General features: G+C 70.6%; 21 protein-coding genes and 1 pseudogene. 14 read left to right on the top strand and 8 right to left on the bottom strand.

The features are described from left to right. Positions 1-31: 31 nt before the first annotated feature. Entirely contained in the window at positions 32-367 is a 336-nt protein-coding gene (locus tag AB0I83_RS04730) for a hypothetical protein (RefSeq protein ID WP_363303599.1), read from the bottom strand. A 125-nt stretch (positions 368-492) separates the two neighbouring features. Then, positions 493-1,068 (bottom strand): CGNR zinc finger domain-containing protein, encoded by a 576-nt coding sequence (locus AB0I83_RS04725; RefSeq protein WP_363303598.1) that lies wholly within the window; start codon positions 1,066-1,068, stop codon positions 493-495. Between the two features lie 101 nt (positions 1,069-1,169). Here AB0I83_RS04725 and AB0I83_RS04720 point away from each other — a divergent pair, with 101 nt between their 5' ends. Together AB0I83_RS04720 and AB0I83_RS04715 are read left to right on the top strand one after the other, a co-directional pair. Continuing rightward, positions 1,170-2,342, top strand: coding sequence for an epoxide hydrolase (locus tag AB0I83_RS04720; protein WP_363303597.1), 1,173 nt, complete (start codon positions 1,170-1,172; stop codon positions 2,340-2,342). 190 nt (positions 2,343-2,532) lie between these two features. Beyond that, positions 2,533-3,108 (top strand): M23 family metallopeptidase, encoded by a 576-nt coding sequence (locus AB0I83_RS04715; RefSeq protein ID WP_363303596.1) that lies wholly within the window; start codon positions 2,533-2,535, stop codon positions 3,106-3,108. 105 nt (positions 3,109-3,213) lie between these two features. Here the strand turns inward: AB0I83_RS04715 and AB0I83_RS04710 are convergent, their stop codons facing one another. After that, positions 3,214-6,108, bottom strand: a complete 2,895-nt coding sequence (locus AB0I83_RS04710; RefSeq protein WP_363303595.1) for a BTAD domain-containing putative transcriptional regulator — start codon at positions 6,106-6,108, stop codon at positions 3,214-3,216. A 239-nt stretch (positions 6,109-6,347) separates the two neighbouring features. After that, positions 6,348-6,968, bottom strand: a complete 621-nt coding sequence (locus tag AB0I83_RS04705) for a hypothetical protein (protein WP_363303594.1) — start codon at positions 6,966-6,968, stop codon at positions 6,348-6,350. A gap of 130 nt (positions 6,969-7,098) precedes the next feature. Between AB0I83_RS04705 and AB0I83_RS04700 the strand changes: the two genes are divergently transcribed. Beyond that, positions 7,099-7,509, top strand: coding sequence for a Rid family hydrolase (locus AB0I83_RS04700; RefSeq protein WP_363303593.1), 411 nt, complete (start codon positions 7,099-7,101; stop codon positions 7,507-7,509). Positions 7,510-7,785: 276 nt separating this feature from the next. Here AB0I83_RS04700 and AB0I83_RS04695 read toward each other — a convergent pair whose 3' ends face one another. The 3 genes from AB0I83_RS04695 to AB0I83_RS04685 all read right to left on the bottom strand — a co-directional run bounded on the left by AB0I83_RS04695 (position 7,786) and on the right by AB0I83_RS04685 (position 10,672). Further along, entirely contained in the window at positions 7,786-8,028 is a 243-nt protein-coding gene (locus AB0I83_RS04695) for a helix-turn-helix domain-containing protein (RefSeq protein ID WP_363303592.1), read from the bottom strand. A 146-nt stretch (positions 8,029-8,174) separates the two neighbouring features. Beyond that, positions 8,175-8,522: a hypothetical protein gene (locus tag AB0I83_RS04690; RefSeq protein WP_363303591.1), complete on the bottom strand. Its 348-nt coding sequence runs from the start codon at positions 8,520-8,522 to the stop codon at positions 8,175-8,177. 407 nt (positions 8,523-8,929) lie between these two features. Beyond that, positions 8,930-10,672 carry an endo-1,4-beta-xylanase gene (locus AB0I83_RS04685; protein ID WP_363303590.1) on the bottom strand — a complete coding sequence of 581 codons (1,743 nt, stop codon included), beginning with the start codon at positions 10,670-10,672 and terminating at the stop codon, positions 8,930-8,932. A 91-nt stretch (positions 10,673-10,763) separates the two neighbouring features. On the opposite strand from AB0I83_RS04685, the gene AB0I83_RS04680 reads away from it, so the two are divergent. The 8 genes and pseudogenes from AB0I83_RS04680 (at position 10,764) to AB0I83_RS04645 (ending at position 20,797) form a co-directional block, all read left to right on the top strand. Continuing rightward, a complete protein-coding gene (locus tag AB0I83_RS04680; RefSeq protein ID WP_363303589.1) occupies positions 10,764-11,591 on the top strand; it encodes a hypothetical protein in 828 nt (275 codons plus the stop codon). A gap of 83 nt (positions 11,592-11,674) precedes the next feature. Continuing rightward, a pseudogene (locus AB0I83_RS04675) lies at positions 11,675-12,028 on the top strand (Scr1 family TA system antitoxin-like transcriptional regulator); the annotation flags it as partial. Between the two features lie 249 nt (positions 12,029-12,277). Continuing rightward, positions 12,278-13,570 (top strand): ABC transporter substrate-binding protein, encoded by a 1,293-nt coding sequence (locus AB0I83_RS04670; RefSeq protein ID WP_363303588.1) that lies wholly within the window; start codon positions 12,278-12,280, stop codon positions 13,568-13,570. A gap of 31 nt (positions 13,571-13,601) precedes the next feature. After that, on the top strand, positions 13,602-14,546 hold the full coding sequence (locus AB0I83_RS04665; RefSeq protein WP_363303587.1) for a sugar ABC transporter permease: 945 nt from the start codon (positions 13,602-13,604) through the stop codon (positions 14,544-14,546). 14 nt (positions 14,547-14,560) lie between these two features. After that, complete coding sequence (locus AB0I83_RS04660) at positions 14,561-15,388, top strand: carbohydrate ABC transporter permease (protein WP_363303586.1); 828 nt, start codon at positions 14,561-14,563, stop codon at positions 15,386-15,388. Beyond that, positions 15,385-16,437, top strand: coding sequence for a LacI family DNA-binding transcriptional regulator (locus AB0I83_RS04655; protein WP_363303585.1), 1,053 nt, complete (start codon positions 15,385-15,387; stop codon positions 16,435-16,437). Before AB0I83_RS04660 ends, AB0I83_RS04655 begins: the two co-directional genes overlap by 4 nt. A gap of 52 nt (positions 16,438-16,489) precedes the next feature. Next, the gene (locus AB0I83_RS04650; protein ID WP_363303584.1) at positions 16,490-18,424 is read left to right on the top strand and encodes a cellulase family glycosylhydrolase; all 1,935 of its coding nucleotides are present in this window, start codon (positions 16,490-16,492) and stop codon (positions 18,422-18,424) included. A gap of 39 nt (positions 18,425-18,463) precedes the next feature. Further along, a complete protein-coding gene (locus tag AB0I83_RS04645) occupies positions 18,464-20,797 on the top strand; it encodes a glycoside hydrolase family 3 N-terminal domain-containing protein (protein ID WP_363303583.1) in 2,334 nt (777 codons plus the stop codon). A 64-nt stretch (positions 20,798-20,861) separates the two neighbouring features. Here the strand turns inward: AB0I83_RS04645 and AB0I83_RS04640 are convergent, their stop codons facing one another. Then, positions 20,862-21,314 carry an Asp23/Gls24 family envelope stress response protein gene (locus tag AB0I83_RS04640; RefSeq protein ID WP_356533884.1) on the bottom strand — a complete coding sequence of 151 codons (453 nt, stop codon included), beginning with the start codon at positions 21,312-21,314 and terminating at the stop codon, positions 20,862-20,864. 541 nt (positions 21,315-21,855) lie between these two features. Between AB0I83_RS04640 and AB0I83_RS04635 the strand changes: the two genes are divergently transcribed. Genes AB0I83_RS04635 through AB0I83_RS04625 form a run of 3 tightly spaced genes read left to right on the top strand, consistent with a single transcriptional unit; the run spans position 21,856 to position 24,899 of the window. After that, positions 21,856-23,013 (top strand): acyl-CoA dehydrogenase family protein, encoded by a 1,158-nt coding sequence (locus AB0I83_RS04635; RefSeq protein ID WP_031092198.1) that lies wholly within the window; start codon positions 21,856-21,858, stop codon positions 23,011-23,013. Between the two features lie 21 nt (positions 23,014-23,034). Then, positions 23,035-23,910 carry an acyl-CoA thioesterase II gene (locus tag AB0I83_RS04630; RefSeq protein ID WP_363303582.1) on the top strand — a complete coding sequence of 292 codons (876 nt, stop codon included), beginning with the start codon at positions 23,035-23,037 and terminating at the stop codon, positions 23,908-23,910. Between the two features lie 29 nt (positions 23,911-23,939). Continuing rightward, positions 23,940-24,899, top strand: coding sequence for a cation diffusion facilitator family transporter (locus tag AB0I83_RS04625; RefSeq protein ID WP_363303581.1), 960 nt, complete (start codon positions 23,940-23,942; stop codon positions 24,897-24,899). The last annotated feature ends 62 nt before the right edge of the window (positions 24,900-24,961 follow it).

Below are 24,961 nucleotides of genomic sequence, written 5' to 3'. Positions count from 1 at the left end.
ATCTCAGGATACGTTCGGCATCCGGGGCGTCTTACCCATGGCTGAGGATCACCATCAACGCCGCTCCCTCTCCCAGGAGTTGCGCACCCAGCGCGATCCGCCGCACCCGCACCGCAGATGCTGCCAGCGCGACGACGAAGGCCACGGCACCCAGCCCGAGGCTCCACGGGAACAGCCATCCGGGCAGCGAGGAGCCGCAGCCCTCCCCGTAGGTCAGGCAGCGGCCGGCCCGCTCGGAGGTGAGGGTGAGTAGCCCGAGCACCAGCGCTGCGGGCACGAAGAGTAGAGCGGACAGGACGGACCGGAAGCGGGTGCGGTCCGTGAACTCTTCGGTCGCGGGCTTCAGCAGCGGGGCTATTTCCTTCATGCCCCCACCCAACGCCCTGCCCGGAGGCGCCGCACCGGCGGGCGTACTCAAGGCAGGCGGCGCGAGGTACTCATACTGCGAGGCTCCCGGGCATGAGCCCCCTTGGACGACACCGAGGGGAACGGTCACTCCGCCGGTCCGGGGCTTCCTCGTCGGCCGGCATTGAAGCGCGCCTTCTTCTGGCGGTTCCCGCACGTGTTCATGTCGCACCACCTGCGGCTGCGGCTCTGACTGGTGTCGAAGAAGGCGGCTCGACAGGTCGGTGACGCGCACAGGGCCAGTCTCCCGTCCCGTTCACCCGCGATGACGCTGATCGCGTCGGCGGCGATCACGCCGAGGGCGTCTTCCACGCGGGAAGCAGAGCCGAGCCGCCATCGTCGGCGGCCCTCGGGCGTCAGGATCGCGGCGGCCCGACCCCGGGCGCTGCGGTCGTTGATCACTTGGACAGCAGACGCGGGGAGAGCTTCCTGGATCGCGGCCGCTGTCGCGGCGGCGTGGATCGCCTCTCTCAGTTCCCGCGCGAGGTCTAGCTGGGCAGTGGTGCAGGAGTCCACGGCGAGGCCGTTCACTGCCAGCCAGTCGACCAGCCGGTGCGGCACGGGAATGCGCTCCACAGGGTCGCCACGGCGCTCCGACAGAGTCCCCGTGAAGCTGGTCGCCAGCACAGTACCGAGGCGGAAGTCGGGGAACGCAGCAGCCATGGAACCACCTTAGACGGTTGCAGCATGGTTCGGAGAACTGCTAGAACCGCCTTAGCCGGTTCACAAGGTCAGCGCCGGTTCCGCGATGGCCAGGAGGTCTCATGCCCCGTCCGACCAGCGACGTGCGAGCGTTTGAAGCCCACGCGACCGATGCCGAACTCGACGACCTGCGCGCGCGACTGGCCGCAGCGCGGCTGCCGGAGACCGAGACGGTCCACCGCGCCGCGCCCGGCCCTCGCCGATGGGAACAGGGCGTTCCTCTCGCCGACCTCGTCGAAGTCGTGAACTACTGGCGCACCGGGTACGACTGGCGGTCGTTCGAGGAGCGCCTCAACGCGATCGGCCAGTTCCGGACGACCATCGATGACCTGGGAATCCACTTCCTGCACCGCCGATCCGCGCGGGCGGATGCCACTCCCCTGATCCTGACGCACGGCTGGCCGGGCAGCATCGCCGAGTTCACCGACGTGGTCGCCCAGCTGGCAGATCCTGAGGATGCGGACGCGCAGGCGTTCCACGTCGTGGTCCCGTCACTCCCGGGCTTTGGCTACAGCGACAAGCCGGCCACCACCGGGTGGGGAACGGAGAAGATCGCGACCGCATGGGTGGAACTGATGGAAAGGCTCGGCTACAGCAGGTTCGCAGCCCACGGAGGCGACTGGGGAGGCAATATCACCACGGTCCTCGGCGGCAGGTTCCCGGCGCACGTTCTCGGCATCCACACCACGTTCGCGGAGGCGCCGCCCGGGTTGACGACGGACGGGCTTACGCCGTCCGAACGCAGGTGGACCGAGGAGACCCGCGACTTCTGGCGCCACCGCGCGGCGTACGCGAAGCAGCAGGCGACCCGGCCGCAGACCATCGGCTACTCGCTCGTCGACTCACCGGTCGGGCTCCTTGCCTGGATCCTCGACAAGTTCGCCGAGTGGTCGGACACCGAGGACAGCCCGTTCGAGACGATTCCCATGGACCGGGTTCTCGACGACGTCACCTTGTACTGGCTGACGCGGACCGGCGCGTCGGCGGCCCGCATCTACTACGAGAGCCACAACTCACTCGACCCCGAGCTCCGGGTCGACGTGCCGGCGGCGATCACCATGTACCCGCGCGACATCGAAAAGAGCCCGCGGACCTGGGCGCAGGAGCGTTACCGCCGGATCGTCCGCTGGAACTCACCCGGAAGCGGCGGGCACTTCCCGTCGCTGGAGGTCCCCGAGTACTTCGTCGGAGACCTACGAGCGGGACTCTCGGCAGTGCTGGCCGCACGTCGGTGAACTCGCCGGATCAGGCGGTGCTCGACCACCACCTGATCCGGCTCAAGGCGCTGCCCGACGGCTTCGGACCAGCCCCGCACACGTCTCCCCCCGCCTGCCGGGGACGGAATGTATCCGCCGTGTATGCCCGCCTCCTTGAATCGGCCGTGGCACCCGACGACGTGTCACCCGACGACAAGGGGAGAGAACCATGCACAGGATTTTCCGCCGGTCGCTGACCACCGTGACCGCGTTCGCCGCCGTCACGCTCACCGCTCCGGTCGCCGTCGCGGCACCGGTCGTGGGCTCTTCGGAGGCAGCCGTGGCCGCTCGGCCCGCCTTCAAGATGCCCTTCGAGTGCAACCAGACATGGCTCGGCAGCAACTGGTCGGGGCACAGTCCCGCGCACTCGATCGACTGGAACCACTACGACGCGAACGGCACCCCGGACGACCTGGGCCGCCGGGTGTTCGCCAGTGCCGGTGGCACGGTTCTCGAGTCGTACTACTCGACGGGCGCCGGGTACGGGAACACGATAGTTATCGGCCACGGGGGCGGCTGGCAGACGCGGTACGCCCATCTGAAGACGCGTTCAGTGAACGCGGGCGCCACGGTGAACGTGGGCCAGAAGATCGGCGAGGTCGGCGCCACGTCCGCCCTCTACGACATCACCCCGCACCTCCACTACGAGCAGAAGCTCAACGGGGCAGTCGTCGTCGCCGTCGTCCAGGGTGTCACCTGGAACGACTACCTCAAGCGCAACCAGGTCAGCAACAACAGATGCTGACCTGCCGTCGGGTGCCGGCGGGAGGGCCCAACCACACCCGGTGACCCTCTGTACCGGGTGCGGGTGCGACGGCGGTCGCACCCGCACCCTCTTCGTCGGTGCCGCTCAGCGCATCGAGCGGAGTCTGGCGTCCACCCGTCCCGCTTCGTCCGGCAGGCCCAACCGGCGCCAGGTCGCGAGGGACCGGTGGAAGTAGTGCCGCGCGGTCTGCCTGCGGCCCGTCGCGTCGTGCAACTCGCCAAGCAGGCCCGCCACCCGGGCCTCCGCGCGGCGGTCCCCGAGCTGCTGCTGCACGGCGAGCGCTCCGATCAGCAGCGCCGACGCCTCACCGGCGTCGCCCTGACGCAGGCACAGTTCCGCGATGCTCTGCTGCACGTAGGCGGCGCAGTGCAGGTCGGCAAGCTCGTCGAAGATGCCGAGGGCGCGTTCCAACTCGTGCCGTGCCGCGTGCGGTTCGCCACGCAGTTCATGCATCACGGCAACCCTGCGGCGCACCTGTGCCTCGCGGTGCCGGTCCCCGCCGGCGCGGGAGAGCTCCAGGGCCTCGCGCAGCCAGCCGGACGCGGTCTCCGGGTCCCCGCGCTCCAGCCAGACCGACGCGATCGCGTTGCGTGCCACCGCCTCGCCGTGCCGGTCGCCGACCTCGGCGAAGTCCTGGAGCGCGGATGTGAACCTCCCGAGCGCGGTGCCGAGATCGCCCGTGACCCGGTGGACCGAGCCCGACCCCACCGCGGCGACCGCCTCTCCCGTCCGGTGGCCGAGCTGGGCGAAGAGCGCCCTGGCCCGGTCGAAGGAGGCGAGCGCGTCCCCGTACCGGTCCTGGTAGAGGTGGAGCTGGCCGAGGTTGCGCAGCAGAGCCGCCGCCCTGACGTCGTCGTGGCGTGGCATGGCGTCGAGCACGAGCCGGTGGGTACGCAGCCAGTCCCCGTAGGAGCCGCGCATGTCGAAGAACCCCGCCAGCTCGATCGCGAGGTCGGCGGCACGGTCGGTCCGTCCCAGCCGGACGGCCGCGTCGACGGCGGAGACGAGGTTGCGGTGCTCACTCTCGAACCAGTCCACGGGCCGGGCACGCACCGTGGCGGCGACGGCCTGTGCCGGTCCGTCGGGCAGGCCACCTCCGTCGGGCTCGCCCAGCACACCGAGGAAGCGGGTGGGCATGGCGGCGTTGGCCGCGCGGGCGAGGGCGATGAGCGTGTCTATGACGTGGAGGCGCCGCCGCAGCCGCACTTCCTGATTGTCCGTCAGCACCAGTTCCCGGGCGTACGACCGCAGCAGGTCGTGCATGCGGTAGCGGTTGAGCCCGAGATGGTCCCTGCCCACGACTTCGACGAGGTGTTCGTCCAGCAGGGTCGCCAGGCCTCCCGCGATCTCGGTGTCGCACCCCGTCGCCGCGGCGACGAGCCAGCCCGGCACGGCGTCGTCGGGCAGGTCACCGAAGGCGCGGAAGGCTTGGGCGGCGGGCTCGGGCAGGTGACGGTAGCCGAGTTCGACTCCGGCCCGCACCTCCAGCTCGCCCGGCCGGACGGCCCCGAGGCGACCGCGCTCGTCGCGCAGCGAGTCGGCCAGCGTACCGACGCTCCAGCCGGGCCGGTTCACCAGCCGTGCGGCCGCGATCCGTACCGCCAGCGGCAGTGACCCGCACTCGGCGAGTACCCGGTCGGCGTCGGCCCCCTCCCGGCGCAGCCGGTCCGCGCCGACGATGGCCCCGAACAGGGCGCGGGCGTCGTCGTGCCGCATCAGCCCGAGCGCGCAGGCGTACGCCGGCAGGCCGGGCATCCGGCGCCGGGAGCTGACCAGCACGGCCGAGCCGCCGGTACCCGGGAGCAACGGGCTCACCTGTGCGCTGCCCCGTGCGTCGTCCAGCACGATGAGGAACCGCCGCTGCGCCAGGCGGGCGCGGAACATCGCGGCGCGTTCGCCCGGTTCACCGGGTATCGCACTGTCGATGACGCCCAGACCACGCAGCATCTCGGCAAGTACGTCCGCCGGCTCACGGGGGCACTCGCTCGTTCCGGCCAGGTCGACGAAGAGCTGCCCGTCAGGAAAGGTGTCACGCACCCGGTGGGCGACATGCACGGCGAGCGTGGACTTCCCGGCACCCGGCGGCCCGGACACCGCCGCGACCACGGGCTGCCGGCCGGCGGTGGACAGCAGCTTCTCCAGGTCCGCGACCTCGACAGCCCGCCCGGTGAAGTCGGGTATGTCCATGGGTAGTTGGCACACGGGGGCGGCGGTCGTCGCCGCGCGGTGGCGGTCGGCGTAGCCGTTGACCTCGGCACCGATGGCCCGCAGTGGTTCGCTCGGCTCGATCCCCAGCTCGGTGGCGATCACCTGCTCGGCCTCGGCGTACGCGGACCGCGCCTCGGCGCTGCGGCCCGCGTCGTTCAGCGCGTGCACCAACATCCGCCACAGGTCCTCCCGCAGAGGGCTCTCGGTCAGCCGGGACCGCAGGCCGGAGACCAGGTGGGCGTAGTCCCCGAGCCGGAGCCGTAACTCCAGGCACTCGTCGGCCGCGACCGACCGCAGTCCCTCCACACGTGTGATGGCCGGGTCCCACACCACGCTGGAGGGGACGTCCTGGAGCACCCCGCCACGCCACAGCCCCAGAGCCGATTCGTATGCGCGCAGCGCGGTGGTGTCCTCTCCCCGGGCGCGAGCGGCACGGGCGGCCGCCAGCTGCTGCTCGAAGAGCAGCACGTCCACCTCTCCGGGTGCGACGTCCAGCGAATAGCCGGAGGGCTCGGTACGCAGTGCCTCGACCGCCTCGGGGGGCAGCCGCTGCCGCAGGGCCCGCACATAGGTACGCACATTGGCGACGGCGGACCGGGGCGCGCCACCGGGCCACAGGACCTCCGTCAGGAGATCCAGCGAGACGAAGCCGTTCGGCTGGAGCAGCAGAGTCGCCAGTACGGCCCGGGGCTTTGCCCCACCGATCCGTACCGGAACACCCTGCGCCCTCACCTGGAGCGGCCCCAGGACCCCGAATGTCGGCTCCCCCACCGCAGGCCTCCGAGTTCTCGGCAACTGCGTTGCAGCGTAACGATGTTCGAATCCCCTCGATGTGGAATCCGACTGACGGCCCCCGCCCGAACCGTGCCGCGCTCGACGGGAACCCGGCGTCCGAGAACTGCCGAACCATCGCCGAGTGGGCGGGTTCCCCCACGGCATCCGAGCCGGACGGCACCGGGCGGGTTCGGCCGACTCCTCGGCGCGGCCCGCCCGGGCGCTCCTCCTCGACTTCAGGAACGGAAGCCGATGATGCCGTGTCCCGGTCGCGCTTCCGCACGTCGCATCCAGTCGAGACACTGCGTGACGGCCTCCACGACCTCGGGCTCCAGGGACGGGGCCGGTCCCGACTCGTCCGCCGCGCACCTGGTGGCCTCGAACTGGCTGAGCGCCTCGGTGATCGCCTCGGGCCCCCACTGCCCGCAGCCCGGAGTGTGGGCATAGGGCAGGGGAGCAGGCGGAGCACCGTGGCCGAACGCGTCCAAGGACACCGCGGTGACTCCCATGGTCCGCAAGCCCTGATCGACTGTCGACAGCCAGTCGCCCCTGTGCGGAGTGAAGCAGTCGTTGGGCAGGAACGAACCGCTGAGCTCGCACAGCCGCCTGTAGGCGTAGCCGTACTGAAAGGCGTGTTCGCGGTCCTCGCTGAAAGGTCCGCCGTGAACGACCGCGCGCAGTGCCTCGGCCGCGGTGGGAGCACCCTTCTCGATCTCGCGCCGGTGGTACTCGTCGTCGCGCACCAGGTCATCCGCGAATCCACCGCGTACCGCCGTCAGGAAGTCGTCGTCGCGACAGCCGATCAGGGCGTGCGTAGCGGCCACGTCGAGCAGGTAGACGCTCAGGGAGGAACTCATGGGACCACGCTAGGCGATGCGACGGATCGTCCTGCGAGGTGCTCCGGCTGCGCGGGGAAAACGGGGAGGACGCCCCGCGAGGGGTCTGCTAGATATACGGAGTCCCCCCACTCGCCAGGACTTGGATGCCATGCCCACCGCTGTCACACTCATCCGCTCCACCACCCTCTCCGACGTGGCCGAGTACGCCTACGCCGCCACCGCCCCCGCCGACGCCCGGCTGATCTTCCTCGCCGGTTCGTGCCCGCTGAACGAGGACGGTTCGACCGCGGCGGTGGGCGACTACGCGGGCCAGGCGGCGAAGGCGTTCCAGAACATGCGCACCGCCCTCGCCGACGCGGGCGCCTCACCGGAGGACGTCATCAGCACGCGGGTGCTCGTCGCGTCCTCACGGCAGGAGGACCTGGTGACCGCATGGAACGTGGTCCGGGCGGGCTTCGGCGACCACGACGCGCCGAGCACCCTGCTCGGTGTCACGGTCCTCGGATACAGCGATCAGCTGGTGGAGATCGAGGCGGTCGCTGCGGTGCTCGACGCCTGAGAGCCGTTGCCCGCTCAGCCCTCCGGGCCGGCACCCGGAGCCGCAAGGCGTTCGCCCCTGCTCTCCGCGATCCGGTGTACGTCGCGCAGCGCCTCGGCCGTGCGGGCCACGACGTGACGCAGGTTGATCGAGGTGCGGCGAAAGGCCGTGGTCTTCTCCGCGAAGGGGAGCGATCGGTGACAATGCGTACGCGTCTATCGAGGCGGAGAAGACCACCCACGGTGTCGCGTCCCTCCACGGTGTACGAGACGTGGAACAGCCAGCCGGTCACCGTCTTCACGCGGGCAGCATCCATCGCTGGTCGGCCCACCCGTGTGCCAGAGGACCGCGCTCCAACTCCCTCTCCAACCTGGCTATCCGCGCGTCAGATAGTCGGGGTCGACCTGGTGATCCCTTGGAGGCCACTCCGGCGTGGCCGCCCTCGCGCCACTGGCGTCGCCAACGCTCCACCGACCGTTCCGAGACCCGCAGCGTGGCAGCGATCTCCCGGTTCTTCCCGCCAGCCTCGAAGCACGTCACGGCCTGGCGCCGGACCCGCTCCGCGCGTCTCTCTCGACGTCGGTCAAGCCGCCGCCCTGCGGATATCTCACCGAACGAGGACTACGAGGACTACCGAGGCCACCTTCACGCTGTCTGGCGAACAGCCCGACAGCACCCGATCAAGTTCAGTAGCCGAGGACGAACGCCGCCTCATCGCCGCCGCTCGCCGTAAGAAGGTCACCTGGGCGCGCCTGGCGGATGCACTGGAACTGCGGAGCAGACAGGCAGCTGAACGCCGCCATCTTCAGCTCCGCACCGACATGGACGAACTGAACGGCTCTGCGCTGACGCAGCAGGAACGCATCGAGTACGTCCGAGATCAACGCGATCGGCGCGCTGAACGCGCATGGGTGGTCAGCAACGCAGCCACGATCCATGAGCTTTCCAAGCGGCTGCTGAACGTCCCCGGCCTCCAGGCCAGAGCAGACCACTCCCTCAACGCGCACGCAGCCGCAAAGCGCGGTGCCATGCACACCGGCATGGCCCCGCCGGAAGCGGCGGCCAGCGTGCCCTGGCCCAAGCGGCTCCAAGAGGCTTACGACGCCGACGTGGCTGTGCAGGAGGCACCGGCCGTTCACAGCGCCTCCGACCTCAACCCGGCAAGGTTGAAGGCGACGAGTGTGGCCAACGTGATGCATCAGCTGTCCGGGCTCTTGGCCAATGCTGCCAACCCTGAGAACGTCGGGACCTGTCCCCGAGTGGTGGACAGGTCCCGTCCCACAAGGCGTTTTCATACCTGCGTTGAATCCCACGTGCCGCTCTCTCGAGCGATCGTGACCTGCTCGGCTTCGCCGCCTCATCAAACGCCCCTTGGCGGAACAAGACGCTCTTTGACCCTCACTGCCATCGACACCGAACCGAGAGATCGCACCTTGATTCCTCACGCCTCGTCGAAGGCCTCGATCAAGCGCTTGTACGCCGGCTTCGGCCGCAGGGCCGCATCCCAGGGCAGGGAATCGGCCGTGCGCGGAGGATAGATCTTGGTGTCGGCGGTGGATCCGTACCGGTCGGTGATTCCCCATGTGGAGAACGATGTGCAGTTCGGCTCCTCCAGGCAGACCCGCAGCTTCCCCGCCATCTCATCAGCCTGGCTCTGCTGCCCGTCCTCCTCGTCCTCACCTATGGGGACGTCCATCTCCGACACCCGCGCCTGAATCCCGAGCTCCGCCAGATCCCGCACGTGGCTGCGGAAGGTCTCCGGGTCGACGCGGTCGCCGGGTGCGTACTCATGGTTCTGGAAACCGACGCCGTCGATCGGTACGCCCCGTTCCTTGAGCCGCTTGACCAGATCGTAGAGGGCGTCCCACCGCTCGCCTTCCTCCTCGGCCCCGTACTCGTTGAGGAACAGCCGTGCCCTGGGATCGGCCCGGTGGGCGGCCCTGAACGCCTCGTCGATGTACTCCTCGCCCATGGCCTCGAACCACGGGCTCTGCTCGGAGCGCAGACCGAGATCCCCGTTGGTGTAGCTCTTCTCGTCGTCGGACATGGGCTCGTTGACCACGTCCCATTCCGCGACCTTTCCCTTGAAGTGGCCGGCGACGATGGCGATGTGCCGGAGCATGGTCCGGCGCACCTCCTCGGGGTCGTCGTTCTCCCGCATCCAGTTGGGCAGAGCCTCGTGCCAGACGAGGGTGTGCGCGTGCACCTTCATGTCGTTTGCGCGGGCGAAGCGTACGAGTAGGTCCGCGTCGCGGAAGTCGTAGACGTCCCGGCGTGGATGGAGGAACTGTGGCTTGAACGCGTTCTCCGGAGTGAGCATGGAGAACTGGCTCCCCGCGAGCGCCCGGTAGCGTGAGTCCGTGAGCAGCGGGTTCTCGGCCAGGGCGGCGCCGACGGCGAACGGCCGCCCCACGTCTGCGGCCCGTGCGCGCAGCGAGTCGTCGGACTGCTCCTGGCGTAGCTGCGGCGCCTTGATCACGCGGAGCGAGTCACCGGTCTCCGCCCGTGCGATCAGCTGCGTCAGACGCCATCCCTCGCGGCGCTCGTCTTCGCCCTCGTCCGCCTCCAGACCGAACCAGACAGTGCCCTCGGCGAACACCCCCGGGTCCTGCAGGGTTCCCAGCCGCCGCCCGTCGGCTTTCACGCGGAATGTGTCACCGATGCTCGACACGGCGAGCGTCACCGTCCCGGAGCAGCCGCAGTCGAAATCCTTGGAGGTGGCCGGCTCATCGCCCTCGCCGTCCCATATCTGTACCTTCACCTGTCCGCCAGCGGTCACGCCGACGCGGAGTGAGGGCCGCTCCTGTCGCCACTCGTCGTAGATGACCGGTACCCGTCCGTACAGCCGCAGCCATGAGTCGCCGTCATCGTCACCCACACCGGACATGCGCGCGGTGACGGTGAAGTCGCCATCGGACCTGAGATGCGGGCCGGCCAGATTCAGCGGGGGGTTGGGCTGGCCGCCGGAGGAGTCCTGCTCCACGATGTGCCGATCCAATGCGCTGATCCGCAGGATGTCGTTCCGCGCGGTGGTGCCCGGCATCTGCGTCCAGTCGTGGTTCCGCAGTAGGTCTTCGTCGTTTCCGCCGCCCGCGCCTTCGCCCTGCCCCGTACACCCGGCCGCCACCGCTATGACGAGCGCCACTGCGGTCAGTCGCTGCCACGTCCCCCCACCAAGGCCCACGACCCCTCCCGTTCTTTTGTTTGAGACAAGATCAACGTCTCGAAACCGGGCCACAGTTCATCACACGTGAGGTGGGGCGGCCTTGTGCGGCATGTCCCCGCTCGTGTGGCGGAGCGGGCTCGGGCAGGCCGACTCGCTGGGTGGGTATCTGACCGAATTGGCCGACACGCTTGAGCGCGGCCAGGAGGCTGGTGCCGTCACCTTCAACGGCCGACTGTTCTGGGAGGCGCCTCTGCCTGCCAGGCCGGACTGCAGTGCCGACGAGCCCCTTCCCGGACCGGATGAGCAGCTGCCAGAGCTGGGTCTGTCCTACAGTCCCACCGACCTGCTCCACGTGAGCCACGGTTTTCGCGGGGGATGTGGCGTTGTCGCGCCAGGTCTTCTCTGCTTGCACACTGGTGATCGTGACGCCCGCCCTCCCGGCCGAGTTCTCCGCGGGAACCCGGACTCGGGCAGCTTCACCTCGAAGATCACCTCGGCATCGGGCAGGACCCTGTCGTTCACCAACGACGGCAAGCACGTCACGAAGGTCACCGACAACACCGGCCGGACGGTCGGCTACACCTACACCGGCAACCTGATCAAGACGTTCACCGACACCGACGGCCAGACCACCATCTTCGACTACGACACGTCGAACCACCTGGTCAAGGTGACCACGGCCGAGGGACGGCAGACGAAGCTCACCTGGGACAGCGACAAGGTCGCCTCCCTGACCCGCGTCGTCACCAACACCACCGGAGCCGGCAACACCACCGCCTTCCGCTGGATCCTGCCCGCCGACAACACCAACGCGGAGGGAGTCGTGCAATCCCTGGTGGATCAGCGCGCGGCGTCAGATGCGGTGCATCGCAAGGCGGAGGGACGTCCGCACACTGGACGCATTCGGGCGTTCCGACAACGCGGCGAGGTGCCGTAGCTGTCGTCGTGCGCCCGCCAGGGATTGCGGGACAGCCCTTGAGGGCTGTCGGTGACAGGAGGTTCGCCACAAGGGAGTTGACGGTGAGTAACGGCCATGGGGACTGGTTCAGGGAACAGCACCTGGCGGCAGGGCTGGCCCAACAGAAGCTGGCCGACGCGGCGGTGATGCCCCGTTCGCTCATCGCGCACATCGAGGCGGGACGCCGGATTCCGTCGAAGGAGGACGCGCGGCGGCTGGACAAGGCCCTGAATACGGGAAATGCCCTCAGCAGCTTCCTACCGGACAGCGATGTGGCGGTTGCCGACCATTTCGAAGTGGCACGCCTGCTCGAACAGCAGGCGGTTCTCATTCGCAAGTTCACGTTGTCGTACATCCCCGGCATTCCCCAGACGGAGACGTACGCACGTGCGGTTGCGGGCGCGTCACTCCCTCCCGTCGGGCGCTTCCCGATTGCCCGAGCCGCCCCCTGTCGCCTTCACCCGGCGCCCGCGGGAGCCGACCGGTAGCACAGGCGGACTGCCGGAGGCTGCGGCACTTCCACCACCGAACAGGGGGAAATGTCCAACTTTCCAGCATGCGCAACCGGGGGTTGACCATTCGCGGAACCGCCCCTAGGTTTCTCGCAACCTGCTGGTACATCGATTAACCACTCCGGTTAACGTTCTGGTTGGAGACACCCCTCTGTGCGCTCACCCCTGAGTCGGCGCGGTTTCATAGCCGCTGGTTCCGGCCTCGCCGCCGCTACCGCGCTGCCCGCAATGTCCGGCTGCTCCTCGCTCGCCTCGGCCGATTCCGACCCCGGCTCCCTACTCGTCCACACCCAGCTCGGCACCACCGCGCCGGGCTCCCCCACCTACACCGCCGCCGTGAAGGACTTCGAGAAGGAGAACCCGGGGATCCGGGTCAAGAACCTCGTCAACGGCGACGACCTCCCCCAGGTGTACGAGACCTCGCGACTGGCCCGCAAGGAGCCGGACGTGGTCATGGTCAACCTGTACGACAAGACGCTCGCCTGGACCGACGTAGGTGCCACCGTCGACGTCAAGGGCTACCTCGACGACTGGGGGCTGCGCGAGCGTGTCCTGCCCGCCGCCCTGACCGAGTGGACCGACGACAAGGGCAGGCTCCGCGCCTTCCCGTACTTCGCCACCAACTGGCCGGTCGCCTTCAACACCCACCTGCTCGACCGGGCCGGTGTCGGGTCCGTCCCCACCACCGGGGACCAGCTCATCGGTGCCGCCCGGAAGCTGCGGGCCAAGGGCATCGCGCCCGTCACCGTCGGCGGCAACGACTGGACCGGGCAGAAGCTGCTGGCCCAGATCATCCAGACCTTCCTCACCCCCGAGGAGGCCCGGCAGGTCTACACGACCGGCGACTTCAGCGGCAGCCGGGGCGCCCGCGCGGGCATCGACTACTTCGTGTCGCTGCGGGACGCCGGTGTCTTCGCCGACAAGGCGCAGGGGCTGACCTCCGACACGATGACCACGCAGTACAACACGGAGTCCGCGGCCATCCAGTCCGCGATGTCCTCCGCGCTGGCGAAGGTCCCGGCCAAGGCCGCCGGGCACACCGAGATCGGCGGCTGGCCGCTCGCGCCGGGGGCCGCACACGAGAAGCCGACGATCCTGCGCTCGTACACCCTCATCGGCTTCTGGATCAGCCCCAACGGTGTCAGGAAGCTCTCCTCCGTGGAGAAGTTCCTCCGCTTCATGTACCGCCCCGACACGGTGTCCCGCTTCATCACCGAGAGCGGCCGGGACATGGCGCTCGTGACCGACACGGTCAGCAAGGACTTCCCGCTGGTGGCCGAGGCGCAGCGGCTCGGCGGCCGGGTCGGCCAGGCGCTCCTGCCCGACCTCTACGTCCCGCCGACCGCCACCCAGCCGCTGATCACCGCGACCAGTACCGCCTTCACCCGTGGTACGAGCGCGGCCTCCGTGCGCTCCGCCCTGGAATCCGCCTACCGCACGGCCTGATCCGCGCGCCCGAGCCTTTGCGAGTCCTCCCATGACGATGCTCTCGTCCGCCCCGGGCGGCGCCTCGGTCCGCGGACCGGCCGACCCCCAGCCATCCACCGCCGCCACCACGAAGCGCCGTACGCAGGGCGGGGTCGTCCTCGCGGTGCCCGCGCTGGTCTGGTACCTGGTCTTCATGGTCGGCCCGCTGGTCGCCATCTTCGTCATCGCCGCCCTGCACTGGCCCGGGATGCTCCAGCCGGTCACCTTCGCCGGCACCGGCAACGTCACCGCCGTGTTCGACGACCCGGTCTTCTGGGACGCGGTACAGAACACCGCCGTACAGCTCGTCGTGGCCGTACCGCTGATGATCATCGGTGCGTACATGCTCGGGTACTACGTCGCACAGAAGCCGCCTGGGCACCGCGTCCTGCGCTATCTGCTCTTCATACCCGGGCTGATCTCCACCCCGGCCAAGGCGATGGTGTTCTACGCGGTGCTCTCCCCGGACGGCCTGCTCAACGGCGCGCTGGACAAGGTCGGCCTCGGCTCGATGACCGACGCCTGGCTCGCCTCGCCGTCCACCGCGCTCGCCTCCCTCATCCTCCTCGACGTGTGGAGCGGCATCGGTTTCACCGCCGTGCTGTTCGCGGCCCGGCTGGGGAGCGTCCCGGACGAGATCGGCGAGGCCGCGCAGCTCGACGGCGCCGGGCACTGGCGCGCCATGTGGCGCATCCACTTCCCCGTCATCCGGGACTTCGTCGGCGTCGTGACGATGCTCCAGTTCCTCTGGACGCTCTTCGGTTCGGCGCAGAACGTGCTGCTGCTGACCCAGGGCGGACCGGGAAGCTCGTCGACGACGTTGTCCTTCCTCGTCTACCAGAAGGCGTTCATCGCGGCCGACCTCGGCTACAGCCAGACCGTCGGCGTGGTCCTGTTCCTGGTCGGCCTGGCCGGGCTGCTGACCATCCGTCGCGTCTTCCGCCAGAACTACTGATCGGAGCTGGTCCCATGAAGTTCGGAAGGTCCTGGCTGCCGGCGCACATCTTCGCCTGGCTGTACATGGTGCTGCTGGTCGTCCCCCTCTACTACCTGCTGGTCTCGGCGTTCAAGACGAACGACCAGATCTTCGGCAGCCCGTTCTCCCTGCCCACCTCCCTCTCCACCGCCAACTTCACCGAGTCGTTCTCCTCCGCGCACCTCGGTCCGGCCGTCCTCAACTCGATGCTCGTCACGGCGCTGGCGCTGGTCCTCACCCTGGCGCTCGCGATACCGGCGGCCTTCGCGATCGCCCGTACCGAGGGGCGGCTCGGGGCCCTGGTGGAGCGGGTGTTCTCGCTAGGCTTCCTGGTCCCGACGTTCGCCGCGCTCTTCCCGACGTTCCTGCTCGCCGCCGCCACCGGCCTCTTCCACACCCGCGCGTTCATGGTCCTGTTCCTGCCGGCCACCGCGATGCCGCTCTCCGTCGTGATCCTGGTGCAGTTCATGCGGACCATCCCGCGCGAGATGGAGGAGGCGGCGCGCATGGACGGGGCCTCCACCTTCGCCGTCCTGCGGCACGTCTACACACCGATGTGCATGCCGGGCATCGCGACGATCCTGCTGCTGAACTTCCTGACCTTCTGGAACGAGTACCTCTACTCGCTCGTCATCATCGGCCCCGACCCGGACCTGCGGACCGTGCAGGTCGCCCTGCCCACGCTCAAGTCCCTGACGGGAACGGACTACGGCATCCTTACGGCGGGCACGGTGCTGACCCTGGTCCCGGTCTGGGCGGTCTACACCGTGCTCCAGAAGCGGATGCAGCAGGCACTCGTCAGCGGAGCGGTGAAAATGTGAACAAGCCCATCGAAGGGCGTACCGCCGTACGCCCCACCATCAAGGCCGTGGCCGCGGCAGCGGGAGTGTCCACCGCGGCGGTCTCCCAGGCCGTCAACGGCACCGGCCGGATCTCGGAGGCCACCCGCCGCCGGGTCATGGACGCGGCCACGGAGCTCGGCTGGTCCCCCAGCGCCTCCGCGACCGCGCTGCGCAGGGCCCGTACGCGTACGATCGCGCTCGTCGTCCGGCGGCCCACCGACGTGCTCGGCTCCGACCCGCACTTCAGCGAGCTGATCACCGGCCTGGAGGGCGAACTCGCCCCGCGCGGTTACGGTCTGCTGCTCCACCTGGTCGCCGACATGGCCCAGGAGAGCGCGCTGTACGAACGCCTGGTCGCCGAGGGCCGCATAGACGGCGCCGTCCTGACCGACGCCCGCGCCGACGACCCGCGCCCGGACCTGCTGCGCGGCCTCGGGCTGCCGGCCGTCCTGCTGGGCGCCCCCGACGCCGCGTCGCCCGTGCCCCTGGTGGGCCTCGGGCAGCAGGGGGCGGGCGTCCGGGAGGCGGTCGCCCATCTGCTGGGGCTCGGGCACCGGCGCGTCGCGTACGTCGCCGGGCCGGCCGAACTCCTGCACACCCGGCTGCGGTTGCACGCCTTCGAGGAGGCCCTGGCCGATTCCGGTCTGCGCCCCGTCGCCGTACGGCACAGCGACTTCACCGAGCGGGCGGCCGTCGACGTCACCGAGGAGCTGCTCGCCCTGCCCGACCGGCCGACCGCCCTCGTGTTCCCCAACGACTCCATGGCGGTCTGCGGCATCGGCACCGCCCAGCGCGCCGGGCTCCGGGTGCCCGGCGACCTCTCCGTCATCGGGTACGACAACCTCTCGCTCGGCCGCTGGGTCCATCCCCGGCTCACCACCGTCGACCAGCAGGTGCAGCGCGTCGGCGCGGCCGCCGCCCGCACCCTGCTGGCCGGCTGCGGCGAGGACGTGTCCCCGCCCGTGCTAGACGGCCGCCCCCGGCTGGTCGTACGCGAGTCGACCGGCCCCCTGCCGTCCCCGACCTGAACCACCGCACCACCCCGGCACCCCCCGCACATCGAAGAGGACCTGTAGAACGATGCGACGCCACAGCGCCCAGCTCACCCACGACTCCGCCGTCCTCCCGTGGCTCGGCGCCAACTTCTGGTCCCGTACCGGCGGTCCGCTGATGTGGCGGAACTACGAGCCGAAGACGGTGCGCGAGGAGCTGGCGGTGCTCCGGGAGCACGGGCTGAACATGACGCGGTCGTTCTTCTACTGGCCCGACTTCCACCCCGAGCCGGGAAGGATCGACGAGGAGCTCTGCGACCGGTTCCGCGACTTCCTGGACGCCCACCACGAGGCGGGGATGGGCACGGTCCCCACGTTCATCGTCGGCCACATGTCGGGCGAGAACTGGGACCCGGCCTGGCGCGGTGACCGGGATCTGTACGAGGACGTGTGGCTCGTCGGCCGGCAGGCGTGGTTCGTCTCCCAGATGACCCGCCGCTTCAAGGACCACCCGGCGGTCACGGGCTGGCTGATCACCAACGAGATGCCGGGCTACGGCCGGATCTACCAGGTCGACCCGCCCTCCAGCGATGTCGTCACCGCCTGGGCGCAGTTCATGTGCGACGCCGTGCGCGCGGCGGGCGGCACCCAGCCGGTGTCGCTGGGCGACGGCGCGTGGGGCATCGAGGTGACCGGCCGGGACAACGGCTTCTCGCTGCGGGAGACCGCCGAGTACGTCGACTTCGTGGGGCCGCACGTCTACCGCTCCGACACGGACCGGGCACGCCAGCACTACCGCGCGGCCTTCGAGTGCGAACTCGCCGCCGTCACCGGTCAGCCGGTCGTGCTGGAGGAGTTCGGGCTCTCCACCGACACCGTCTCGGCCGGGAACGCCGGGATCTTCTACCGGCAGACCCTGCACAACTCGCTGCTGGGCGGGGCCACCGGCTGGATGGCCTGGAACAACACGGACTACGACGACCTGTGGGAGCAGTCGCCGTACGACCACCACCCCTTCGAGATGCACTTCGGGATCACCGACAGCGCCGGGCGCCCGAAGGAGCCGCTACGTGAACTGGCGGCCTTCGCGAAGGTCCTGGAGCAGGTCGACTTCCCGCGCTGCCGGCGTACCGACGCGGACGCGGCCCTGGTCGTGCCGGCGTTCCTGGAGCGGGGTTACCCGTACAGCAGGCCCGCCGACCGCCCGTTGATCTTCACCTCGCTGCACCAGGGGTACGTGGCCGCGCGCGGCGCGGATCTCCCGGTGGCGCTCGCCCGGGAGGCGGACGGGCTGCCGGAGGACGCGTCGCTGTACCTGCTCCCGTCGACGCGCCAGCTGACCACGCGTACCCGCCGTGCGCTGGAGCGCCGGGCCCGGGAGGGGGCGACGGTCTACCTGTCGTTCTGCTCGGGCGAGTACCCGACGACCCGGGGGCCGTGGTTCCACGACCTCGACGGGTTGTTCGGGGTGGAGCTCCAGCTGTCGTACGGGGTCGCCGAGCCGATCGAGGACGACGTCCTGGAGATGGCGTTCACCGAGGACTTCGGTTCGATATCCGCGGGCGAGGTGCTGACCTTCCCGGTCGCGGGCAACGAGGACAGCCGCGCCTATCTGCCGGTCGTCCCGGACGGCGCGCGGGTCGTCGCCACCGACGCGCACGGCCGCCCCGCGCTGCTGCGCCACGAGACGGGCGCGGGCCGCACCGTGCTGGCGACGTATCCGCTGGAGCACATGGCGGCCCGCACCGCCCGCGCCAACCCCGAGCAGACCCACCGGCTCTACGCGGCCCTGGCCGAACTGGCGGGCGCCGCACGACCGGTGACGGTCACCACCCCGTACGTCAGCGCCGACACCCTGGTCCGCGAGGACGGCGCCCGGTTCCTGTGGCTGGTGAGCCAGTCCGGCGAGGAGCTGACCGTGTGCCCGGCGGTGGACGGGGAGCTGCGCGAGCTGACCGGCGGGGACCCGGTGCGGGACGTGACCCTGCCGCCGTACGGCGTGCGCGTGCTCGAACTGCGCTGACCGCCCCGCCCTTCCCGACCTCCCGAGGTGAGACGCCCCATGTCCGAGCCGCTGTTCCGCGAACCCGAGGCCCCCGTCGCCGACCGGGTCCGCGATCTCCTGTCGCGGATGACGCTCACCGAGAAGGTGGGCCAGGTCAACCAGCGGATGTACGGCTGGGACGCGTACGAGCGGACCCCGTCCGGCCACCGGCTGACGGACGCGTTCCGCGAGGAGGTGGCGGCGTTCGACGGCATGGGCGCGCTGTACGGACTCCAGCGCGCCGACCCCTGGTCCGGGGTGACGGCGGAGACCGGAATCGGTGCGGCGGACGGGGCGCGGGTGTCCGACGCCGTGCAGCGTCACGTCGTCGAGAACACCCGGCTGGGGATTCCCGTCCTGCTGGTCGAGGAGATGCCGCACGGCATCCAGGCCCTGGACGGGACCGTGCTGCCGGTGAACCTGGCGGTGGGCGCCACCTGGAACCCGGAGCTGTACGAGGAGGCGGCCTCCCTCGCGGCGGCCGAGCTCCGGGCCCGGGGCGGCCATGTCGCGCTGGTCTCCGCGCTCGACCTGGTGCGCGATCCTCGCTGGGGCCGCGCCGAGGAGTGCTTCGGCGAGGACCCGTATCTGGCGGCGCGGTTCACCGAGGCGCTGGTGCGCGGGGTGCAGGGGCCGGCCGGCGACCGCATCGGGCCGGACCGGGCGGCCGTGGTCCTCAAGCACTTCGCCGGGCAGGGCGCCACGGTGGGTGGCCGCAACAGCGCGGCCACCGAGCTGGGCGCGCGGGAGCTGCACGAGATCCATCTCGTGGCGGCGCTGGCGGGCGTACGGGCCGGCGCGGCCGGTGTCATGGCGGCGTACAACGAGTTCGACGGACTGCCCTGCGCGGCGAGCCACCGGCTGCTGACCGGAATCCTGAGGGAGGAGTGGGGCTACGAAGGTCTGGTGATGGCCGACGGCCTCGCGGTCGACCGCCTGGTGCGGCTGACGGGGGACCCGGTGGCGGCCGGTGCGCTGGCGCTGCGGGCGGGTACCGACCTGGGCCTGTGGGACGACTGCTACCCGCGGCTGGCGGAGGCGGTGCGCCGTGAGCTGGTCGACGAGGCCACCCTCGACACGGCGGTGGGCCGCGTCCTCGCGCTGAAGTTCCGCCTCGGCCTCTTCGAGCATCCGTACGCCTCCGGCCGGGCGCCCGGCCGACGGGCGGACCCCGCGCGGCTGGAGCGGCTGAGCGAGCGCGTGGCCCGCGAGTCGGTGACCCTGCTCGAACACGACGGGGTGACGCTGCCGCTCGCGGGCCGCCGTGTCGGGACGGTCGCGGTCATCGGGCCGAACGCCGACTCGGTGCCGCAGCAGATCGGGGACTACACCGCGCCGCAGCGGCCCGGCCTCGGCAGCAGCGTGCTGGCCGGTGTCCGGGCGGGGGCACCCGGGGGCACCCGTGTGACGTACGCCAGGGGCAGCGGCCTGGTCGGCGCCGACCGGTCAGGCGTGCCCGGGGCGGTGGCCGTCGCCGCCGCGGCGGATGTGGCGGTGCTGGTGCTCGGCGGATCGAGCGCACGCGAGCCGGACACCCGATTCGACGCCAACGGGGCGGCGGTCGTCGCCTCCGGGAACCCGGTGGGGATGACGTGCGGCGAGGGTGTCGACCTGGCCGAACTCGCTCTGCCTGAGGCCCAGTCGGCCCTGCTGGACGCCGTCGTCGCGACCGGGACCCCGGTCGTCGTGGTGCTGGTCCAGGGCCGCCCGCACGCCCTGGGGGACCTCACCGGCAGGGCGGCGGCGGTGCTGAGTGCCTGGTATCCCGGCCCGTGGGGCGGCAGGGCGGTCGCGGACGTGCTGTTCGGAGCGGCGGAACCGCGGGGGCGGCTGCCCGTCTCCGTGCCCCGGTCGGCCGCCCAGCTGCCCGTGTTCTACAACGGGAAGGACCACGGCTACCGGGGTTACGTCGACCAGCCCGCCACGCCGCGTCACCCCTTCGGCCACGGACTGTCGTACACGACGGTCGAGTACGGCGAGCCCCGGCTGACCAGGGCGGCGGTGGCGGTGGACCGGTTCGGCGGTCCGGCACCGGTGGACTGCGTGGTGCGCGTCTCCAACACGGGCGACCGACCGGTGCGGGAGACCGTCCAGCTCTACGTGCGCAGGGTGCGGGGCGGCACGTCGTGGCCGCGGGTGCGCGAGCTGCGCGGTTTCGTCCAGGTGGAGTTGGCGCCCGGCGAGAGCACCGAGGCCACCTTCCCGCTGGATGCGCGGACGATGGCCTCCTTCACGCACGCCGGGTCCTGGGCCGTGGAGCAGGGCGAGTTCGCCATCGAGACGGGTCCGTCCTCGCGGGACACGCGGGCGGCCCGGCTCACGGTGACGGCGGAGCCCCGACCGGCACCCTGAGCGCGGCCGACCGGTCGTGGAGGGTGCCGTGGTGGTGCCGGGGCTCACCGCTTCCGGCGGCCGCTCACTGCACGCGCGAGGACTGACCGCGCGAACTCTTGTCGTCGTCGTCATCGTCGTCGTCGCCCGGTACGTGGACGTCGAAGACGTTGATGTTGACCTCGACCACTTCCAGGCCGGTCATCGTCTCGACCGCGTCCTTCACGTGGGCCCTGACCCGGTCGGCGAGTTCGTGGATCCGGACTCCGTAATCCACCTTGATGTCGACGTCGATCGCCGTCTGCTTCTCGCCCACCTCCACCTTGATGGAGCGTCCCGCCTCGGAGGAACCGGACATCCGGCCCGTGACGGCGCCCAGGGCCTTGGACGCTCCCTTGCCCACCGCGTGCACACCGTCCGTCTCCCGGATGGCGATTCCGGCGATGGTGGCCACCACGTTGTCGGCGATCGTGGTCGTGCCACGTCCGGTCCGTCCCGCGTTGCCGCCTGTCGTCGAGCTCCCGTCCACATCAGCCATGACTGCCTCACAGAGGGTTGGTACGACGGGCCGGCCCGGTTCGCGCCGGCCCCTCGTCTCACTGTGCGCCTGCCCGTCACCTGCCGCCATCGGGGTGACACAGCGGTCCGCGCCGGCACTCTGCGTCATCTCCGCCGCTCGACCAATCCGGGCCCTGACCGGCTCCGAACGACCCCTGAGGGCCCTGAACCAGCCCTCACCTCCACTGTCCGGGGGCGTGGTCCGCCCACGCCCCCGGACAGCACCGCGTCCGGGCCCGCCCACGCCCCCGGACAGCACCGCGTCCGGGCCCGTCCACGCCGGTCCGCGTCCCGCTCCCCCGCGTCCCCGAAGCGTCCGGGCGGACGCGACAGCCGCCGGGCCGACGCGACGAATCGCGGGCCCCGCCGCCTCCTCACGGGCCGCCGCCCCGATCCGGCCGCCCGGCGTGCTCAGCATCACCCTGGACAGTCACCGTGACCGCCGGGTAACTTTTGACCAGGACTGAGCAAGCGCTTAGCCACTCGCGACCGAAGCCGAAGCTGACACCAGGAGGCACCCCGTGCGCCGTACGGTTTACAACGAGGACCACGAGGCGTTCAGGGAGACCATCCGCGCCTTCATCGAGGCCGAGGTCGTTCCCGTCTACGACGAGTGGTTCGCGGCGGGCCAGGCGCCCCGCGACTTCTACTACAAGCTCGCCGAGCTGGGCATCTTCGGCATCGAGGTGCCCGAGGAGTACGGCGGCGCGGGCGAGGAGTCCTTCAAGTTCGAGGCCGTCCTCTACGAGGAGACCGCGCGCGCGGGCATCTCCTTCGGCGGCTCCGGGGTGCACGTCCTGCTCTGCCTGCCGTACCTCAAGGCGTACGCCACCGAGGAGCAGAAGAAGCGCTGGCTGCCGGACTTCGTCTCCGGCAAGTCGATGTACGCCATAGCCATGACCGAGCCGGGCACCGGTTCGGACCTGGCCGGCATGAAGACGACCGCCAAGCTCTCCGAGGACGGCACCCACTACGTCCTCAACGGCGCCAAGACCTTCATCACCGGTGGCGTCCACGCCGACAAGGTCATCGTCTGCGCCCGCACGGACGCCCCGAAGGCCGACGACCGCCGCCACGGCATCTCCCTCCTGGTGGTCGACACCAAGTCCGAGGGCTACTCGGTGGGCCGGAAGCTCGACAAGCTGGGCCTGAAGGTCTCCGACACGGCCGAACTGGCCTTCGTGGACGTCAAGGTGCCCGTCGACGACCTGCTGGGCGAGGAGAACAAGGGCTTCTCCTACCTCGGCCAGAACCTCCCGCAGGAGCGGCTGGGCATCGCCGTCGGCGCCTACGCGCAGGCCGCGGCGGCCGTCCGGTTCGCACAGCAGTACACGCAGGACCGGACCGTGTTCGGCAAGACCGTCGCGTCCTTCCAGAACACCAAGTTCGAACTGGCCGCGTGCAAGGCCGAGGTCGACGCCGCCGAGGCGGTCTGCGACCGCGCGATCGAGGCACTGGACGCCGGGGAGCTCACGCCCGCCGAGGCCGCCTCGGCGAAGCTGTTCTGCACCGAGGTCGCCCACCGTGTGATCGACCGCTGCCTCCAGCTGCACGGCGGCTACGGCTTCATGAACGAGTACCCGATCGCCCGCCTCTACACGGACAACCGGGTCAACCGCATCTACGGCGGCACCAGCGAGGTCATGAAGTCGATCATCGCCAAGTCCATGGGCCTCTGAGAACGGCTACGTTTCTCCTTCATGAGCGCAGCACTCGACTCCCTGCTCGATCTGCTCGACCTGGAGCGGATCGAGCAGGACATCTTCCGGGGCACGAGCCGTTCGGCGGTCGTGCCCCGCGTCTTCGGCGGCCAGGTCGCGGCCCAGGCCCTGGTCGCCGCCGGGCGCACGGTCCCCGGGGACCGGGGCGCCCACTCCCTGCACGCCTACTTCCTGCGCCCCGGGGACCCGGGTGCGCCGATCGTCTACAGCGTGGACCGGATCCGCGACGGGCGGTCCTTCACCACCCGCCGGGTCGTCGCCGTCCAGCACGGCAAGCCGATCTTCCACCTCTCGGCCTCCTTCCAGGTGCACGAGGAGGGCATGGACCACCAGGCGGTCGTGCCCTCGGCGCCGGACCCGGAGACGCTGCCGACGGCCGCCGAGATGCTGCCCGGGTACGCGGACCGCTTCACCGATCCGCTCATGGTCGACCGGCTGCTGGAGGCCCGGGCCGCGGTCGACCTGCGGTACGTGGACGCCCCGCCGTTCGCCACCGCGGGTGAGCCGCGCGAGCCGCGTTCCCAGGTGTGGTTCCGCACCCACGGCAAGCTGGCGGACGATCCGCTGCTGCACGTCTGCATGGCGACGTACGTCTCCGACATGACCCTGCTCGACTCGGTGCTGCTCGCCCACGGGCGCGGCGGCTGGTCGGTCGGCGACGTGGTGGGGGCCAGCCTGGACCACGCGATGTGGTTCCACCGGCCCTTCCGCGCCGACGAGTGGCTGCTCTACGACCAGCAGTCGCCGTCCGCGTCCGGTGGCCGCGGTCTCGGCCAGGCGAGGATCTGGACCGCGGACGGGAAGCTGGCCATCACGGTCATCCAGGAGGGCCTGGTCCGCGTCCCGAGGGACTGAGACAGCCCGTCCGGGACATACTGCGCACCATGAGTGACGAGCAGACCGGTGGCAGCGAGTCCACGTTCACCGTCGTCGTCGCGGCGGTCGCCAACCTCGGGATCGCCGTGGCGAAGCTGGTGGCGGGGCTGATCAGCGGTTCGAGCGCGATGCTCTCGGAAGCGGCGCACTCGGTCGCCGACACCGTCACGGAGGTCATGCTCCTCACCGCGCTCAAGCGCAGCGAGAAGCCCCCGGACGAGGACCATCCGCTGGGCTACGGCCCCGAGCGGTACATCTGGGCGATGCTAGCCGCCGTCGCGACGTTCGTCGGCGGCGCGGTGTTCTCCCTGTACGACGGCATCCACACGCTGCTGCGGGGCGAGGACCTGGGCGATCCGCTCGTCTCGTACCTGGTGCTCGTGGTCGCCTTCGCGCTGGAGGGCTTCTCGCTGCGCACGGGGCTCCGGCAGGTGCGCGGGGAGGCCGCGCGGCTGCGGATGCCCGCGCCGCGCTATCTGCGCCGGACCCCGGACACGGCGGTCAAGGCGGTGGTGATGGAGGACTCCGCGGCACTGGCCGGTCTGGTGCTGGCCGCCGGAGGCCTGCTCGGCGGGCAGCTGACCGGGTCCGGGGTGTGGGACGGCATCGCCTCGATCCTCATCGGCGTACTGCTGGTGTACGTGGCGTGGGTGCTGTGCCGGTCCAACGCCCAGTTGCTGATCGGCAGGCCGCTGCCGGCTGGGATGCGGGCCGGGGTGCGCGAGGAGCTGCTGTCCGTGCCGCACGTCGTGGAGGTGCTGGAGCTGACCACGCTGATCCAGGGGCCGTCGGAGATGCTGGTCGCGGCGAAGGTCGACTTCCGGGACGCCTCGACGGCCGCGCAGATCGAGTGGGCGTGCGAGGAGGCGGAGCAGCAGCTCCGGGAGCGCTATCCGTCGATCCAGCGGGTGTACCTGGATCCGACACCGGGTCGCGCGCAGCGCGCGGAGGCGGACACCGGCGGCTGAACCGCGCGGAGGTGCCGCCGGCCGCCGCCTCCCCAGCGGGTCACCCCCTCGCAGGGGCACGC

The organism is Streptomyces sp. NPDC049970 (genome assembly GCF_040660235.1).
Taxonomy (GTDB): domain Bacteria; phylum Actinomycetota; class Actinomycetes; order Streptomycetales; family Streptomycetaceae; genus Streptomyces.
This window is presented reverse-complemented; position numbering and strand designations above follow the sequence as displayed.